The organism is Sphingobium lactosutens DS20 (assembly GCF_000445105.1).
Taxonomy (GTDB): domain Bacteria; phylum Pseudomonadota; class Alphaproteobacteria; order Sphingomonadales; family Sphingomonadaceae; genus Sphingobium; species Sphingobium lactosutens.
In genome coordinates this window covers 42,002-57,018 of record NZ_ATDP01000076.1, presented here as the reverse complement: position 1 = coordinate 57,018, position 15,017 = coordinate 42,002, and the positions used below count along the sequence as shown (strand labels likewise).

The following is a 15,017-nucleotide window of genomic DNA, read 5'->3' as shown; positions in this document are numbered from 1 at the left end:
ACCCCTGGAAGTTACGCCATTACCCTGACGTAACAAGCAACCCCGGCGGGACGTTCCGTGACAATGTCGTCAGGCGATCAGGCGCCGATCGCCAGAAACTTGTCCGCCCGGTCGGTGCGCAGCGCATCGGCGTCCATCGCGTCGAGCGAATCCAGTTCGGCCTCGATCGCCGCGCCCAGATTGGCGATCGCCTCGACCGGTTCGCGATGCGCGCCGCCCACCGGCTCGGCCACGATCCGGTCGATGACGCCCAGCCCTTTCAGATGTTGCGCCGTCACCTGCATCGCGGTCGCCGCATCACTCGCCTTGTCGGCGGTGCGCCACAGGATCGACGCGCAGCCTTCGGGGGAGATCACCGAATAGACCGCATGTTCGAACATCAGCACGCGATTGGCGGCCGCCAGCGCAACCGCGCCGCCCGATCCGCCTTCGCCCACCACCGCGGCCACCATCGGCACGCCCAGCTTCAGGCATGCCTCGGTTGATCGCGCAATGGCTTCGGCCTGGCCGCGCTCCTCCGCCTGCACGCCGGGGAAAGCGCCTGACGTGTCGACCAGCGTCACCACCGGCAGGCCGAAGCGGTCGGCCAGTTGCATCAGGCGGATCGCCTTGCGATAGCCTTCGGGCTTGGCCATGCCGAAATTGTGGCGCACGCGGCTTGCCGTATCGTCGCCCTTTTCATGGCCGATCACCATGACCTTGCGCTCGCCCAGCGTCGCGAATCCGCCCAGGATCGCCTGATCGTCGGCAAAGGCGCGGTCGCCGGCCAGCGGCATGAAATTGTCGAACAGCCCCGCGACATAATCCTTGAAGTGCGGTCGGTCGGGATGGCGCGCCACCTGCGTCTTCTGCCACGGCGTCAGCTTGGCATAGGTGTCGGCCAGCAGCTTGGCCGCGCGCTGCTCCAGCGTCGCGATCTCGCCATCGATATTGATGTCGCCCACGCTCGCGGTGGCACGCAATTCCACGATGCGTGCTTCCAGCTCCGCGATCGGCTTTTCGAATTCCAGAAAACTTACCATGGGCGATGGCGTTAAGGCGATGGCGGCGCGTCGTCAACGCGGCGTTGCGGCTGCCGCAGCGCCATCGTCGCTAAGGGGTGGCGCTGGTTCACCAGCTCGACCAGCCGGCGGCTATCGACATGGGTGTAGATTTGCGTCGTACCGATATCGGCATGACCCAGCATCGCCTGCAAGGCGCGCAGGTCCGCGCCCCCTTCCAGCAAATGCGTCGCAAATGCATGGCGTAGAACATGCGGGCTGACCCGTTCCGGCGCGATCCCCGCCGCCCCGGCCAGCGCCTTCACCAGCTGATACAGGCGAATGCGGCTCAGATGGCTTTTCCCCGACGGGAATAGCCAGCCGCTATCCCCCGGCACATGGGCCAGCCAGGCGGATACCGCCGCCCGCGCCCGGTCGGAAATCGGCACCAGCCGCTCGCGCGCGCCCTTGCCCTTCAGGATCAGGAACGGGCGATCCGCCGCCAGCGCGCGGCGCGGCAGCGACACCAGTTCGGTCGCGCGCAAGCCCGATCCATAGAGCAGCTCGATCAGGGCCGACAGCCGCAGGTCCAGCGGCGCGGGGTTTTCCGCCGCCAGCCGCTCGGCGATCAGCGCGAACAGCCGGTCGACCTCGGCGGTGGACAATATCTTGGGCAGCGGCCGGCGCGTCACCGGGCGCGGCAGCGCGGCGGACGGGTTATCCGCCCGCAGCCCCTCTTCCTCCAGAAATCCGTAAAAGGCCCGCAGCGCCGACGCCTTGCGCGCCACCGACGATGCCGCCAAGGGCGCCCAATGGGCCGCCAGCGTCCCCAGCGCCGCCTTGTCCGCGCCGGCCAGTCCGCCCAGCAGGTCGCCCGCGCCGGTCAGGTCGGTGCGATAGGCCATCAGCGTGTTGCGCGACGCCCCGCGTTCCGCCGCCATCATCTCCAGAAAGCGGTCGATCAGGACGGCATCTTCCTGCCCCATATCAGCTGCGGCTGAGCGCCTCGGCCGCGATCATCCGCGCTTCGGGGTCGAGGCCCACCTGATGCAGCGCCGCCACCACATGATAGAGATGCGTCGCGGGCAATCCGCTCCAGTCCTGGCCCTGCATGCCGACCGCCGCCAGCAACGCCACCGTCGCCTTTTCGCCGCGCTGCGCCGCCGCGCCGATCGCGCGCGCCCAGCGGCTGCCCGCCGCCAGCGATAGGCCATTATCCTGCGCCAGCGATCCGGCATCCTGTGGCGACAGGCGCGACAACCCGGCCAGCGCCGCGATCAGCGCCCGGCCTTTGTCCGCGCCCATGACGTCGATATAGGACAACACCCGGCTGCTGCTGATGTCCACAACCGCGCTTGGCGCGCCCACCGCCAGCAAGGCCCAGACCTGGCTGGCGCCATCGCCGTCCAGCTGGCCGATCGCCCGCGCCCAGCGCGCGGCATTGCGATCATAGCCGGCGGTCAGCATCGATCCGACCAGATTGGCGGCATCCTGCCCGTCCGCCTGCGCCACGGGCAAGGCCGCGGCCGCCCGCGCCGTCGCGATCAGCCCGACATAATCGGGCCGCGCTCCGTCGCCCCACCATGTCCGCATCGCCCCGATCCGGTCGCGCACCGTGTTGCCCGCAAAGGCGGTGCGCAGCGCGTCGATCCGATCCGCAACCTCGCCGGAGCTGTCGCCCTCGCTGTCGAGCTGGCTATAGAAACCCACCAGCGCCGCGCTCGAAAACACGCCCAGCCGCGCGGCAATATCCGCGCCCGGCCGGCGTCGCATGGGGCTGAGCGCGGGCGCGCGCGCTTCCCACGCCCGCACATGCGGCCCGACCGTCGCATATAGATCATCGGGTATCTCGACATTGAGCGCGGTCGCCAGACCAAAGCGCCAGGCGGTCAGCCGATCGACCCCGTCCCATTCGATATTGACCGACCGCCGCGCGTTGAACCCGGTGCCGACGACTTTCTCCGCCAGCCGATAATCGATGCCGCGCACCACGCCGCGCCGCTGCGCCTGGTTGAGCGCGCCGCTCGCCGTGCCCTGATCGCCCGACAACGCCGGACAGATCGCCCGCGTCATGTCCCATCCCGGCGCCTTGCTGGTGCGTAGCGCCCCGGCGGAGAGCGGACACAGGCCAGCGGGATCGGCCGCCGCCAGATAGGTTTCCATCGCCACGGCATAGAGGCGCGGCGTGAACTGGTCCGCGTCGACGCTCTGCACGATCAGCCGCGCGCTGTCGGCCTCGCCCATGCGCAGCAACAGCCACGCCCGCTCCGCCGCCCAGTCCGCGCCATTGATCCCGCGCGGCGTATCGGTCGCGCTCAGCAGCGCGCGGCGCAGCAGGATGGAGGCCCAGCGCGACACGATCGGCGCATGGGTGCTGCGCATCAGCGCGGCGAGATATTGGCCCTGTTCATTGCCAAAGGCGTCCGGCTCGAACCCCCGCGTCTGCGGCGTCAGCGGGCCGATGCGGTCAAGCGACCGGCGCGCGCTGTCGGGCAGGTCATATTTGGCCTTTTCCGCCGCGATTTCCTCGGGCGTCAGCGCGTCTTCGGCCGCGTTGGCGGCCTCGTCGCCCGGCGCCGCGCTCAAGGATGGATCGAGCGGCTGCACCATCGGCACTGGCGCGGGAGCCGCTGGCGTTGCCGGCGTCGGCGCAGGCGTGCCGCCCGGCGCTGGCGTCGCGGGGCGCGACGGACGGGGCGCGGGCGTCTCGGGCGCATCGCCAAATCCGGGCGGCAGCAGCGATTCGGGCGCCTGCTGCGCAACCACGGGCAAGGTCAGGGCAAGCGCGAAGCTCCCCAGCGCCCATTTGGCGTTCCCCCGCGGCCAGCGCATCGGCCTTACTGACCCAGCTTCTCGGCGGGGATGACCTTTTCGACGCGCTGCTGCGGCTTTTCACCACCGCGCGACCAGAAGAAGGCGAGCAGCGCGACGACCAGAATGACGATAACGATGGGAATGATCGGCAAGCGGCCGCCACGGCGACGCGCACTGCCCTCGAAACTGCTGAAGGTGCGATTATTCTTCATGGGTCCTTGGCTTGGCTGTCCGGGCCTGCAAGGCCGGGTGACTTGGAAAGATGCGATTTGCCTCAGTGACGGCTGGCTGTATAGCCCCGCCTGCCATGCAACGAAACAGCAAAATCCCGCACAGCCCCGGCAGGCGCGATCCCATCGTCCTGGTGGGCATGATGGGCGTTGGCAAATCCACCGTCGGCCGCCGCCTCGCCGCGCGCCTGGGACTCGCCTTCGTCGATGCGGATGAGGAGATTGAGAAGGCGGCCGACATGAGCGTCAGCGAGATTTTCGAACGCTATGGCGAAGCCTATTTCCGCGACGGCGAACGACGCGTGATCGCCCGCCTGCTCGACGGCGCGCCCAAGGTGATCGCGACCGGCGGCGGCGCCTTCATGCAGGATGAAACCCGCCGCCTGATCCTGGAGGCCGCCATCGCCATCTGGCTCGACGCCGATATCGACATATTGGTCGACCGCGTGTCCCGCCGCGAAAGCCGGCCGCTGCTCAAGGATCGCGATCCGCGCACCGTGCTCACCGAACTGGCGGCGGTGCGCAACCCTGTCTACGCGCTCGCCCCCATTCATGTGAAAAGCATCGCGGCCCCGCACGAAGTCGCGGTCGACCGCATCATGGAGCAATTGACGCAATGGCCTTAGTCCGGGTCGCGCTGGACGCGCGCAGCTACGACATCGTGATCGAACAGGGCGCGCTCGACCGCGCCGGGGACCAGCTTGCCCGTTTCGCCCGGGGCGGCCGGCTTGTGGTCGTCACGGACGCCAACGTTGCCGCCGCGCAGCTGCCTCGCCTCGACGCCAGCCTGCGCGCCGCCAATGTCGGGATCGAACCCATCATCCTGCCGCCGGGCGAACAGACCAAGAGCTGGCGGCATCTGGAACAGTTGCTCGACGCCCTGCTTGGCCTGGAGATCGAACGGGGCGACCATATCGTCGCGCTGGGCGGCGGCGTCATTGGCGATCTGGTCGGCTTTGCCGCCTCCATCCTCAAGCGCGGCTGCCATTTCGTACAGCTGCCCACCACCTTGCTGGCGCAGGTCGATTCGTCGGTCGGCGGCAAGACCGCGATCAACACCCGCGCGGGCAAGAATCTGGTTGGCAGCTTCTACCAGCCCGCACTGGTCCTGATCGACCCCGCCACGCTCGACAGCCTGCCGCCCCGCGAAACCCGCGCCGGCTATGCCGAAGTCGTCAAATATGGCCTGATCGACGATCCCGATTTCTTCGCCTGGTGCGAAAGCGATGGCCACCGCCTGCTTGCGGGCGATGCTGCGGCGCGCACCCATGCCATCGAAAAAAGCGTGGCGGCCAAGGCGGCGATCGTCGCGGATGACGAACGCGAAACCTCCGGCCGCCGCGCCTTGCTCAACCTTGGCCACACATTCGGTCACGCGCTGGAGGCCGATACCGGCTTTTCCGACACGCTGCTGCATGGCGAAGCGGTCGCGGCGGGCATGGCGCTCGCCTTCCGCTACTCCACGCGTCTTGGCCTCTGCCCAACCGAAGACGCCGCGCGCGTCACCGCGCATTTGAAGGCTATCGGCCTGCCGCACGACCTTGCCAGCGCCCATGTCAGCGCAGATGGCGCCACGCTCGTCGGGCATATGCTGCATGACAAGAAGATGGCGGGCGGCACCCTGCCCTTCCTGCTGGCGCGCGGCATCGGCCAGACCTTCCTGTCAAAGGACGTCGCGCTGGACGACGTCGCCGCCTTCCTCGACCAGGATCGCGCCGACGCGCTGTAAGCCCCCGGCCTACAGCGACTTTTCGTAGATCTGGTACACCTTGTTCACCCGGCTCTCGATCGCGTCGGCGATCGCGTTCATGCCCTGATTATCGTCCAGCACCCAGCCGATCTCGCCGCGCGTCGCGCCATAATGGGCGATTGCGTTGCGGCGGATATATTCGATCATCATGAAGGCCAGCTGGCTCGCCATGCGCGAACTTTGCAGCCGCTGCACCACACCCATCAGCGGCACGCGCATCGTGCGCACCTGCGGCTTTTTCAGCCAGCGCAGCAGCTTGATCCAGCCGAACGGAAACAGCGATCCGTTGAGTGGACCGATCGCTTCGTTAAGATCGGGCAGGGTCATCATGAACGCGACCGGCTCGCCATCCAGCTCCGCGATCATGATCAGATCCTCGAACACGATCGGTTTCAGCTTCTTGCCGGTATGCGCGACTTCGGCGTCGGTGATCGGCACGAAGCCCCAATTCTGGCCCCAGGCGTCGTTCAATATGCCAAGGATGATCGCCGCCTCCTGGTCGAACTTCGCCTTGTCGACCTTGCGGATGCGGATGCGGCCATTTTTTTCGCCCGACTGGACGATGCGCTGAATGAGCGGGGGAAATTGCTGCGTGATATCCAGCTCATACGTCTTGAGCTGCTTGACCGGCGCGTATCCCGCACCCTCGATCATCGCCTGATAGGCCGGGCTGTTATGCCCCATCATCACCGTGGGCGGATGGTCATGCCCGTCGATCAGCAGCCCCGGCTCTTCCCAGATGGACAGCGAAATCGGCCCCAGCACGCGCGTCATGCCCTGCGCGCGCAGCCACTGCTCGGCCGCCGCGATCAGCGCCTCGCCAACCTGCGCATCCTCCGCCTCGAACAGGCCGAAATTGCCGGTGCCCGGCCCCATGCCCTGGTCAGCCGGCTGGCCAAGCGCAAGCTCGTCGATATGGGCGGACACGCGCCCCACGACCTGCCCATTGCGGCGCGCCAGGAAATATTGCGCTCTGGCATGACCGAAAAAGGGGTTCTTCCCCGGCGTCAGCAATTCCCTGACCTCGGCTTTCAGCGGCGGAACCCAGTTGGGGTCCTTGGCATAAAGCCGCCAGGGCAGGTCGATGAAAGCCTTCATATCGGCCTTGCCGGAAACGGGGGTGATAACCAGATCAGTATGCGCCACGGATGCCGCCTTCGAAAATAGCAGGGATGCGGTGCAGTTCGGCGCTTGTTTGCGCAATGTCAATCACGTGCATCGCGCCTGCGGTGATGGAGACAAACATGACATGGTGCTGCCATGAATCGAGCGCATTTGGAGATTAGGACGGCCCGCATGACAGTGCATGATCCCATAGTTGCCGCCGCCCAGCGCGCGCGCGCGGCCATTCCCGACGATACGGTGATGCTGCGCGCGGCGGCCGAACTGGCGCGCGACTATGCGCATGCCGACCCGCACATCTACTGGCCCGACCTGCTGGCCTCCGCGCTGATCGGCTGGAGCGCGCTGGCGGGCGCGATCCTGGTCGATAATCTGGCGGTCGCCCTCGCCTGCGGCCTCGTCTCGATGCTGGCCCTCTATCGGGCGGCCAGCTTCATCCATGAGCTGACCCATATCCGCAAGGGCGCGCTGCCGGGGTTCCGCCTGGGATGGAACCTCATCGTGGGCCTGCCGCTGATGATCCCCTCCTTCATGTACGAAGGCGTCCACACTCAGCATCATGCCCGCACCCGCTATGGCACGGCGGAAGACCCTGAATATCTGCCGCTCGCGCTGATGAAGCCCTGGTCGCTGCCGTTGTTCATCTTGGTCGCCGCGCTCGCTCCCATCGGGCTCATCCTGCGCTTTGGCGTGCTGACGCCACTGTCGCTGCTGATCCCCGCGCTGCGCCGCAAGGTGGTGGGGGAATTTTCGGCGCTCTCGATTAACCCTGCCTATCGCCGCCGCGCGCCCGAAGGCGATTTCGCGCGGCAATGGGCCTGGCAGGAAACGGGCACCTGCGTCGTCGCGCTGGCGCTGGTTGGCAGCGTCTTCGTTTTCGGCTGGAGGCCATTGCTCGTCTATATGGCCGTTCATTCCGCCATGACCGTCATCAACCAGTTGCGCACGCTGGTCGCGCATCTCTGGGAAAATGAGGGCGAGGCGATGACCGTCACCGCGCAATATCTCGATTCGGTCAACGTGCCGCCGCCGGCCACCCTGCCCGCGCTCTGGGCGCCTGTCGGCCTGCGCTATCATGCGCTGCACCATCTGCTGCCCAGCGTGCCCTATCATGCGCTCGGCACGGCGCACGCCCGCCTGATGGCCATGATCGACGCACAGTCGCCCTATCACCGGGGCAATTACAGCGGCATGATCCCGCTGGTGGGCAAGATCGCACGCAGCACCATGACGCGCCGAGCCTGAAAAACCCGAAACCGCAAAATTTTTCGGTTGCAGCTTGAAACGGGCAATCGCCTGCCCATATCGCGGTTGTTCCGGCCCTACCCCTCCCCCTCATGAGGGCCGGGACGCCCCCTAGAGGCGAGGCCCCGCGCGACACCCCTTGGTCGCCGGGGCCTTTTTCTTGCCTATTCCTCGGTGCGGAACAACACTGTCTCGCCCACCAGCAGGAACAGGAAGAAGGGCGCCCACGCCGCCAGCACCGGCGGATAGGCCCCCAGATTGCCCATTGCGAGCGAGAAATTGTCGGCAACGAAATAGGCAAAGCCCAGCGCCATGCCCAGCACGGCGCGCATGAACAACTGCCCGGACCGCGCCAGGCCAAAGGCCGCGACCGATCCCAAAATCGGCATCAGCAACGCCGACAAAGGCCCCGACAGCTTGTGCCACAAACTGCCCTCCAATTCCTTGGTCGGCCGGCCTGCGTCGCGCAGGTCGCTGATCGCTGCCTCCAGTTCATGGAATGTCAGCGCGTCGGGGTCGACCCGCGCCAGCGTGAACTGATCGGGCCTGATATCGCGCCCGAACCGGACCGTGCCGATATTGCTGACCGTGCCGCGCGCCACGTCGAACTGGCGCGCGCCTTCCAGCACCCAGCTTTTGGATGCGGCGTCATAATGGCCCTTGGGCGCCTGCACGATCGTCGTTAGCCGGTTATTGATGCGGTTGTAGATTTCCACCTGCCGCAACTGGACGGCGGTGCCGCGTCCCGCGACGATCGCCGCATTGACCAGATTATTGCCGTCGCGCACCCAGGGGTTGGACTTGACCCCGCTGTCGGGCGGCACCGGACCATAATCCACCGCCTCCCATGCGCTGAGCGCAGCGGTTGATCGCACCACGATCCGTTCGTTGAACACGAAGCTGATGATCGACACGCCCAGCGCCGCCAGCACCAGCGGCGCCAATATTTGGTGCGCCGACAGCCCAGCCGCCTTCATCGAGATGATCTCGCTATTCTGGTTCAGCGTCGCCAGCATCACCAGCGTGCCCAGCAGCACGGAAAAGGGCAGGAAAGTAGCGATGATCTGCGGCGCGCGCAGGCCGACATAATGCCATAGCTGCGCGTCGCTATTGCCGGGATAGGCCAGGATGTCGCCCGAATTGCCCAGCAGGTCGAGCGTCTGGAGCACCACCACCAGCATCGCCAGCACGGCGAAGGTGCGGGTCAGGAACAGCCGCGCCATGTAGAGGCTGATCTGGCGCGACGGGAAGAAATTGACATGCATGGGTCAGGCGGCTCCTTCCGCCGAAGGCCGTCGCCGGCCCAGCCGGAGCAACCGGCCGACCTGCTTGCCGATCTTGGCAAAGGCGAATTCCAGCGCGGCGATCGGCTGCCCGCCCGGACGATGGGCGATCACATGATACATCCACAGCACCAGGCCCGACGCCAGCAGGAATGGCCCCCACAGGGCAATGATCGGGTCGATCTTGCCCAAAGCGCCCACACTTTCGCCATATTGATTGACCTTGTGATAGGTCACGATGAACACGATCGACAGGAACACGCCCAGCGCCGATGTCGATCGCTTGGGCGGTATGGCAAAGGCCAGCGCCGCCAGCGGCAGCAACAGCATGAACACCACCTCCACCATGCGGAAATGGAAATTGGCGCGCACTTCGTTGCGCAGCTTGGGCGGCGTCGCCTGATTCTTGCCGATCACCACCAGTTCGGGAATCGTCTTTTCCCGGTCATTGTCGCGTCCGCGGAAACTTTCGATCTGCGGCAGGTCGATCGGCAGGTCATGGCTGGAAAAGGACAGGATGCGCGGCGTCTTATATTTGGGCGCGTCGTTGACCAGCACGCCGTCGCGCAGGCGGAAGATGATGACATCGGGATCGTCCGTTGCCAGGAATGTGCCCTGCGCCGCCGTCACCGCCACCGACTGCCCGTCGCGGCTCGTCGCGCGCACGAAAATGCCCTGCAAATTGCGCCCCTGGTCGCGGCTGCGCTCGATGCGCAGCGTCATGCGCTTGCCCAGATTGGTGAATTCGCCGACCTTGATCGACGCGCCCAGCGCGCCCGACCGCAGCTCGAACCGCAGCGCCTCATAGGCATGGCGCGACAATGGCTGGACGAAACCCACAATGCCGAAATTGATGAGCGCCAGCCCGATCGCAAACAGATAAGGCACGCGCAGCAGCCGGCCGTAGGACAGGCCGACCGCGCGCATCACGTCCAGTTCCGATGACAAAGCAAGCTTGCGGAACGCCAGCAATATGCCCAGCATCAGGCCGATCGGGATGCCGAGCGACAGATATTCGGGCAGCATGTTGGCCAGCATACGCCACACCACGCTGACCGGCCCGCCCTCCGCCGCGACAAAGTCGAACAGGCTCAACATCTTGTCGAGCACCAGCAGCATTGCGGCGATCACCAGCGTGCCCAGCATCGGCACGGCGATCAGGCGGGCGAGATATCGGTCGGTGGCGGTCAGCATTCTCTAAGTCGTCGTCCCATCACCATGTTTTGGCCGCAAAGCCCGCCCATATCGGAACGGGTAAGTTTGCGGGGCGAACAGGGGCTCGCCATCCGATCCATGCGGATGGCTATAGCTTCCAGGAGTCTGATGGTCATGGTAAAAGTTGCAATGGGTCTGATGTCGGTGGCAGCGATGGTGATCGCCGTGCCGGCCCTGGCCCATGGGCAGGAAATCCCGAATAATCTTGAACGCTGCGCGGCCGATGCGAAAGGGCCGGCGGTCCTGGTCGATGTGCGCGGTTTCGTCGCGCCCACGGGCAAGGTGCGCGTGCAATCCTATCCGGGCACGAAGGCGGCCTGGCTGGAAAAGGGCGAATGGCTCTACCGCATCGACGTGCCGGTGAAGCCCACCAATGGCGGCATGCGCTTTTGCATGCCGGTGCCGCATCCGGGCACCTATGGCATCGCCGTGCGCCATGATCGCGACGGCAATGGCAAGACCGACATTTCGCGCGATGGCGGCGGATTTTCCAACAATCCGTCGATCAACATCTTCAACCTGGGCAAGCCGAGCATCAGCAAGGCCGCGTTCCAGGCTGGCCCCGGCGTGACGAAAATCACGATCAACCTCAAATATATGTGAACCAGAGCCCATGGTCTGCGTCGCGCTTCTGTCCAACCCCAAGTCGACGGGCAACCGCCAGACCCTTCCGCGCGTCCGCAGCTATTGCGCCAGCAACCCCGACATCTTCCATTATGAAGTGGAGCATGTCGATCAGATCGGCCGGGCGTTCCAGACGATCGCCCGCGTCGATCCGGCCGTCATCGTCATCAATGGCGGCGACGGCACGGTGCAGGCGTCGCTGACCGAACTTTATCAGGGCGAACATTTCACCGGCCGGGTGCCGCCGATCGCGGTGCTCCCCAATGGCAAGACCAACCTGATCGCGCTGGACCTTGGCATCCATGGCGACCCCATAAAGGCGCTGGAGCGCATCGTCGCCATCGCCAAGTCGGGCGTCGACGATCATGTCGTCGCGCGCGAACTCATCGCCCTGTCCGACGGTGCGGCGGGCAGCCGCCCGGTGCTCGGAATGTTCCTCGGCGGCGCGGGCCTGGCCGACTATATGCTTTATTGTCGCAACCAGATTTATCCGCTGGGCCTGTCCAATGGCCTCAGCCATTTCATCACCGCGCTCGCGGTCATCGTCTCGCTTCTGTTCGGCATCCGCGCGCGGTTCCTGCCACCATCGGGCAAGCCCGTCAGCATTTCCCTGATTCGCGACGGCCAGATCGCCGGGCGGTTCGCCGTGTTGATCGTGACGACGCTTGAACGACTATTGCTCGGCGTTCAGCCAGGCGGCAGCAGCCGGGGCAACATGAAACTGATGGCGGTGGACCAGAATTTGCCCGCCCTGCTGCGCCTCATCTGGGCCAGCCTCTGGGGCCGCGTGGGCAAGGCCAAGATGCACGGCATCCATCTGGAACAGGGCGACATGATCCGGATTGAGGGCGATCATAGCAGCGTCATCCTCGACGGCGAATTGTTCGAAGCATCCGAGGGCAAGCCCATCGTCCTGCGCTCGACCGAACCCGTTCCCTTCCTAAGGCTGGCGGCGTAAGGCCAGGTTTGGGTGGGAAGGAAGCGCAGGGGCGGCCTTGCGATTTCCTGGTCGTCATGCCGGGCTTGACCCGGCATCCCGCTTTCGTTGCAACCATCGAACAAGGCAAGACGCGGGATCAAGCCTGTACCGAGCCTTTTGACGAATCCGGGTGACGCCGGCGGGTCATCATCATCCCCCAAGCGCCGGCGCCGCCAGCGCTCTGGCATGATCGCGAATGCCCGAAGGCCATTCCTGCGTCAGCGTGGCGAACTGCGCCCCATCCTTCGCGAACAGCGCGCGGATCGCCGCTTCATAACCGGGGCGATCGCCCGCTATCGCCGTCATGAAGTGATAGGCCGCATCCATCGCCGCGCGCGGGTCGGGCGTGGCGGCGCTGGCCTTGCGCGCCTGTTCGACCAGGCGGCGTAGCGTGGCCGATGCGCCGCCCGGCTGGATGGCGAGCCAGTCCCAGTGGCGCGGCAGCAGCGTCACCTCGCGCGGCTGGACGCCCAGCCTGGGCCGTCCCCTGCCCCGCGCTTGCTCGACTACCGGGCCGCGCAGGTCGATATCCACCTGCCGGCCGGTCGCATCGTCGAACAGCAGGATATTCTGCGCTTCCTCGCCCATGGCGCGCAGCGCCGCGCGCACCTCCCCCTCATCGCCCGTTGCGATCCACAGGTCTCCCGCAAAAGCCGTCAATGTCCGTTCCATGCCGAATCTCCTTCGGCAGCACCATTATTACCCGGATTTTATTGAGTCAATATTACCCCGGTAAAATCAGGCCGGACGCAGCTCCACCCAGGTCGGCGCATGGTCACTGGCCTTTTCCCGGCCGCGAAAGTCCTTGTCCACCTGCGCGTCGATCAGGCGGTCTGCCGCCGCCGGACTGAGCAGCAGATGGTCGATGCGGAACCCCGCGTCGCGCGGCCAGCTATTGGCCTGATAGTCCCAGAAGGTCCACACGCCGCCGGCGGGATGGCGGCTCACTATCGCGTCGGTCCACCCGTCATTCAGCATCCGGCGATAGGCCGCGCGGCTTTCCGGCTGCATCAGCGCATCGTCCGCCATTGCCTTGACCGAGAAGGTGTCCACGTCACGCGGGATGACATTATAATCGCCTGCCAGCACCGCCGGCACTTCGTCCGCCCAGATTTCCGCCGCGCGCCGACGCAGCCGTTCCATCGAGCGCAGTTTGTAATCGAATTTCGGCCCCGGCTGCGGATTGCCGTTGGGCAGGTAGATGGACGCGACCCGCACGCCCTTCACATCCGCCTCCAGATAGCGGCTATGCTCGTCCTCCGGCTCGCCCTCCAGCCCGCGCCGCACCTCGACCGGCATGTCGCCCCGCGCCAGGATGGCGACGCCGTTGAAACCCTTTTGCCCGTGCCATATCGCGCCATAGCCGGCGCCCTCGATATCCTTGATCGGGAAGGTTTCGTCGCTGGTCTTGATTTCTTGCAGGCAAGCGACATCGGGCCGCGTTTCATCCAGCCATTCCAGCAGGCGCGGCAACCGCGCCTTGATGCCGTTGATGTTGAAGGTCGCGATGCGCATGAAGGAGGACATCCGTTGCAAGAGGAACAGGCCCCTGCCTACGCAGCCGCGCCCTGCTTTTCAAACGGAAGACGCGTTAGACCGAAAAGCTGGTGCCGCAACCGCACCCGGCGGTCGCGTTGGGGTTCGTCACCTTGAACGCCTGCCCGCCCAGGTCCGACACGAAATCGACCGCCGATCCGCGCACCAGGTCGATGCTGACATCATCGACCACCAGCGTCACGCCATCGCGCTCCACCGCCATATCCTCAGGCTCGACCGCCTCGGCCAGGCCGAAGCGATATTGAAAGCCCGAACAACCGCCGCCTTCCACCGACAGGCGAAGAATGGCTGGCTTGCCCTGTTTGGCGGCGATCGCCGCGACGCGGGCGGCGGCGGAGGGGGTAAGGTCGATGTCGGCCATGGCGTCTAGATAGGATCAGGCAAAAGGCCCGGCAACCCATAGGGGGCCGGGCCTTTGCGAAAGTGCCGGAAAACGGGGGATCAGTCGGCCGCTTGTTCTTCGGCCTTGGTCGGGCCGCCCATGGCGACCGGCGGTTTGGTGTTCATCGCCACCAGATAATCGGGGCCGGACACGAAAGGAATGGGGTTGATCGCCGCGCCATCGACGCGGACTTCATAATGAAGGTGGCTGCCGGTCGAACGGCCGGTCGATCCCATCAGGCCGATGATCTGGCCGCGCTTCACATAGCTGTTGGGCGACACCAGCAGCTTCGACATATGGCCATAGCGCGTTTCCATGCCGCTGCCATGGGTGATCTGGACCAGATTGCCATAGCCGCTGGCCCATCCGGCGCGGCTGACGACGCCATCGGCGGTGGCATAGATCGGCGTGCCCACGGGCCCCGGAATGTCGATGCCCTTGTGCATCCGCGCGCCGCCGTTGAACGGGTCGGACCGCACGCCGAAATTGGACGTTAGCGACAATTTGGAAACCGGGCGGCCCGACGGGATATACGCAGCCGCCTTGGTCACGCCGTCCAGGCGCTGCAGGCTGGCGAACAGATTGGCAAAGCCCGCGTCATTTTGGCTGGTCTGCGTCGCGGCGGCGGGCACATCACCATAGGGGTCATCATCATCGGTGGCGGCCTGGGCCGGGGCGGCGGCGCTCAGCGCGCCTGCGACTGCCATCCCTCCAACCAGCGTAAAAAATTTCGACACGGTCTGGAACATCATCGAACCGCGCGCATTGACCATATTAGAAACCGACATGCAGACCCCGACTATCAGCCGGAGACTATGTCTCTCGGCGCTTCCCGT

16 protein-coding genes are annotated in these 15,017 nt (G+C 65.7%); 5 read left to right on the top strand and 11 right to left on the bottom strand.

Annotated elements, in window-relative coordinates; all coding sequences use genetic code 11:
• Positions 1 to 77: 77 nt before the first annotated feature.
• From RLDS_RS36575 to RLDS_RS36560, 4 genes are read right to left on the bottom strand one after another with little or no spacing between them, the layout of a single operon-like run.
• Positions 78 to 1,022 carry an acetyl-CoA carboxylase carboxyltransferase subunit alpha gene (locus RLDS_RS36575; RefSeq protein ID WP_021225424.1) on the bottom strand — a complete coding sequence of 315 codons (945 nt, stop codon included), beginning with the start codon at positions 1,020 to 1,022 and terminating at the stop codon, positions 78 to 80.
• A gap of 11 nt (positions 1,023 to 1,033) precedes the next feature.
• Positions 1,034 to 1,966, bottom strand: coding sequence for a tyrosine recombinase (locus RLDS_RS36570; RefSeq protein ID WP_021225423.1), 933 nt, complete (start codon positions 1,964 to 1,966; stop codon positions 1,034 to 1,036).
• Position 1,967: 1 nt separating this feature from the next.
• Positions 1,968 to 3,812 (bottom strand): hypothetical protein, encoded by a 1,845-nt coding sequence (locus RLDS_RS36565; RefSeq protein WP_021225422.1) that lies wholly within the window; start codon positions 3,810 to 3,812, stop codon positions 1,968 to 1,970.
• Between the two features lie 5 nt (positions 3,813 to 3,817).
• On the bottom strand, positions 3,818 to 4,006 hold the full coding sequence (locus RLDS_RS36560; RefSeq protein WP_009821167.1) for a hypothetical protein: 189 nt from the start codon (positions 4,004 to 4,006) through the stop codon (positions 3,818 to 3,820).
• A gap of 95 nt (positions 4,007 to 4,101) precedes the next feature.
• Between RLDS_RS36560 and RLDS_RS36555 the strand changes: the two genes are divergently transcribed.
• A complete protein-coding gene (locus RLDS_RS36555; RefSeq protein ID WP_021225421.1) occupies positions 4,102 to 4,650 on the top strand; it encodes a shikimate kinase in 549 nt (182 codons plus the stop codon).
• Positions 4,641 to 5,753: a 3-dehydroquinate synthase gene (gene aroB, locus RLDS_RS36550; RefSeq protein WP_021225420.1), complete on the top strand. Its 1,113-nt coding sequence runs from the start codon at positions 4,641 to 4,643 to the stop codon at positions 5,751 to 5,753. Before RLDS_RS36555 ends, aroB begins: the two co-directional genes overlap by 10 nt.
• 9 nt (positions 5,754 to 5,762) lie before the next feature.
• Here aroB and RLDS_RS36545 read toward each other — a convergent pair whose 3' ends face one another.
• Complete coding sequence (locus RLDS_RS36545; protein ID WP_021225419.1) at positions 5,763 to 6,920, bottom strand: GNAT family N-acetyltransferase; 1,158 nt, start codon at positions 6,918 to 6,920, stop codon at positions 5,763 to 5,765.
• Positions 6,921 to 7,070: 150 nt separating this feature from the next.
• On the opposite strand from RLDS_RS36545, the gene RLDS_RS36540 reads away from it, so the two are divergent.
• On the top strand, positions 7,071 to 8,141 hold the full coding sequence (locus RLDS_RS36540) for a fatty acid desaturase family protein (protein ID WP_021225417.1): 1,071 nt from the start codon (positions 7,071 to 7,073) through the stop codon (positions 8,139 to 8,141).
• 164 nt (positions 8,142 to 8,305) lie between these two features.
• Here RLDS_RS36540 and lptG read toward each other — a convergent pair whose 3' ends face one another.
• Positions 8,306 to 9,406: an LPS export ABC transporter permease LptG gene (lptG, locus tag RLDS_RS36535; protein WP_021225416.1), complete on the bottom strand. Its 1,101-nt coding sequence runs from the start codon at positions 9,404 to 9,406 to the stop codon at positions 8,306 to 8,308.
• A gap of 3 nt (positions 9,407 to 9,409) precedes the next feature.
• Positions 9,410 to 10,618 (bottom strand): LPS export ABC transporter permease LptF, encoded by a 1,209-nt coding sequence (gene lptF, locus RLDS_RS36530; protein ID WP_021225415.1) that lies wholly within the window; start codon positions 10,616 to 10,618, stop codon positions 9,410 to 9,412.
• Between the two features lie 129 nt (positions 10,619 to 10,747).
• Between lptF and RLDS_RS36525 the strand changes: the two genes are divergently transcribed.
• Complete coding sequence (locus RLDS_RS36525; protein WP_031297797.1) at positions 10,748 to 11,242, top strand: DUF2141 domain-containing protein; 495 nt, start codon at positions 10,748 to 10,750, stop codon at positions 11,240 to 11,242.
• A 10-nt stretch (positions 11,243 to 11,252) separates the two neighbouring features.
• Entirely contained in the window at positions 11,253 to 12,221 is a 969-nt protein-coding gene (locus tag RLDS_RS36520) for a diacylglycerol/lipid kinase family protein (RefSeq protein WP_021225413.1), read from the top strand.
• A gap of 171 nt (positions 12,222 to 12,392) precedes the next feature.
• On the opposite strand, the gene RLDS_RS36515 is transcribed toward RLDS_RS36520, so the two are convergent.
• The 4 genes from RLDS_RS36515 to RLDS_RS36500 form a co-directional block, all read right to left on the bottom strand.
• Positions 12,393 to 12,914, bottom strand: a complete 522-nt coding sequence (locus tag RLDS_RS36515) for a DUF2239 family protein (protein WP_021225411.1) — start codon at positions 12,912 to 12,914, stop codon at positions 12,393 to 12,395.
• 66 nt (positions 12,915 to 12,980) lie between these two features.
• On the bottom strand, positions 12,981 to 13,757 hold the full coding sequence (gene xth / locus RLDS_RS36510; protein ID WP_021225410.1) for an exodeoxyribonuclease III: 777 nt from the start codon (positions 13,755 to 13,757) through the stop codon (positions 12,981 to 12,983).
• Positions 13,758 to 13,833: 76 nt separating this feature from the next.
• Positions 13,834 to 14,160 carry an iron-sulfur cluster insertion protein ErpA gene (gene erpA, locus RLDS_RS36505; protein WP_021225409.1) on the bottom strand — a complete coding sequence of 109 codons (327 nt, stop codon included), beginning with the start codon at positions 14,158 to 14,160 and terminating at the stop codon, positions 13,834 to 13,836.
• Between the two features lie 80 nt (positions 14,161 to 14,240).
• Positions 14,241 to 14,969 (bottom strand): M23 family metallopeptidase, encoded by a 729-nt coding sequence (locus RLDS_RS36500; RefSeq protein WP_031297796.1) that lies wholly within the window; start codon positions 14,967 to 14,969, stop codon positions 14,241 to 14,243.
• Between the last annotated feature and the right edge of the window lie 48 nt (positions 14,970 to 15,017).

Bases quoted from the DNA above. Each gene is read 5' to 3' on its own strand.
- erpA (WP_021225409.1), bottom strand. From the start codon at position 14,160: ATGGCCGACATCGACCTTACCCCCTCCGCCGCCGCCCGCGTCGCGGCG.
- RLDS_RS36500 (WP_031297796.1), bottom strand. From the start codon at position 14,969: ATGTCGGTTTCTAATATGGTCAATGCGCGCGGTTCGATGATGTTCCAG.
- RLDS_RS36515 (WP_021225411.1), bottom strand. From the start codon at position 12,914: ATGGAACGGACATTGACGGCTTTTGCGGGAGACCTGTGGATCGCAACG.
- xth (WP_021225410.1), bottom strand. From the start codon at position 13,757: ATGCGCATCGCGACCTTCAACATCAACGGCATCAAGGCGCGGTTGCCG.
- RLDS_RS36565 (WP_021225422.1), bottom strand. From the start codon at position 3,812: ATGCGCTGGCCGCGGGGGAACGCCAAATGGGCGCTGGGGAGCTTCGCG.
- RLDS_RS36575 (WP_021225424.1), bottom strand. From the start codon at position 1,022: ATGGTAAGTTTTCTGGAATTCGAAAAGCCGATCGCGGAGCTGGAAGCA.
- RLDS_RS36560 (WP_009821167.1), bottom strand. From the start codon at position 4,006: ATGAAGAATAATCGCACCTTCAGCAGTTTCGAGGGCAGTGCGCGTCGC.
- RLDS_RS36570 (WP_021225423.1), bottom strand. From the start codon at position 1,966: ATGGGGCAGGAAGATGCCGTCCTGATCGACCGCTTTCTGGAGATGATG.
- aroB (WP_021225420.1), top strand. From the start codon at position 4,641: ATGGCCTTAGTCCGGGTCGCGCTGGACGCGCGCAGCTACGACATCGTG.
- RLDS_RS36520 (WP_021225413.1), top strand. From the start codon at position 11,253: ATGGTCTGCGTCGCGCTTCTGTCCAACCCCAAGTCGACGGGCAACCGC.
- RLDS_RS36555 (WP_021225421.1), top strand. From the start codon at position 4,102: ATGCAACGAAACAGCAAAATCCCGCACAGCCCCGGCAGGCGCGATCCC.
- RLDS_RS36540 (WP_021225417.1), top strand. From the start codon at position 7,071: ATGACAGTGCATGATCCCATAGTTGCCGCCGCCCAGCGCGCGCGCGCG.
- RLDS_RS36525 (WP_031297797.1), top strand. From the start codon at position 10,748: ATGGTCATGGTAAAAGTTGCAATGGGTCTGATGTCGGTGGCAGCGATG.
- lptF (WP_021225415.1), bottom strand. From the start codon at position 10,618: ATGCTGACCGCCACCGACCGATATCTCGCCCGCCTGATCGCCGTGCCG.
- lptG (WP_021225416.1), bottom strand. From the start codon at position 9,406: ATGCATGTCAATTTCTTCCCGTCGCGCCAGATCAGCCTCTACATGGCG.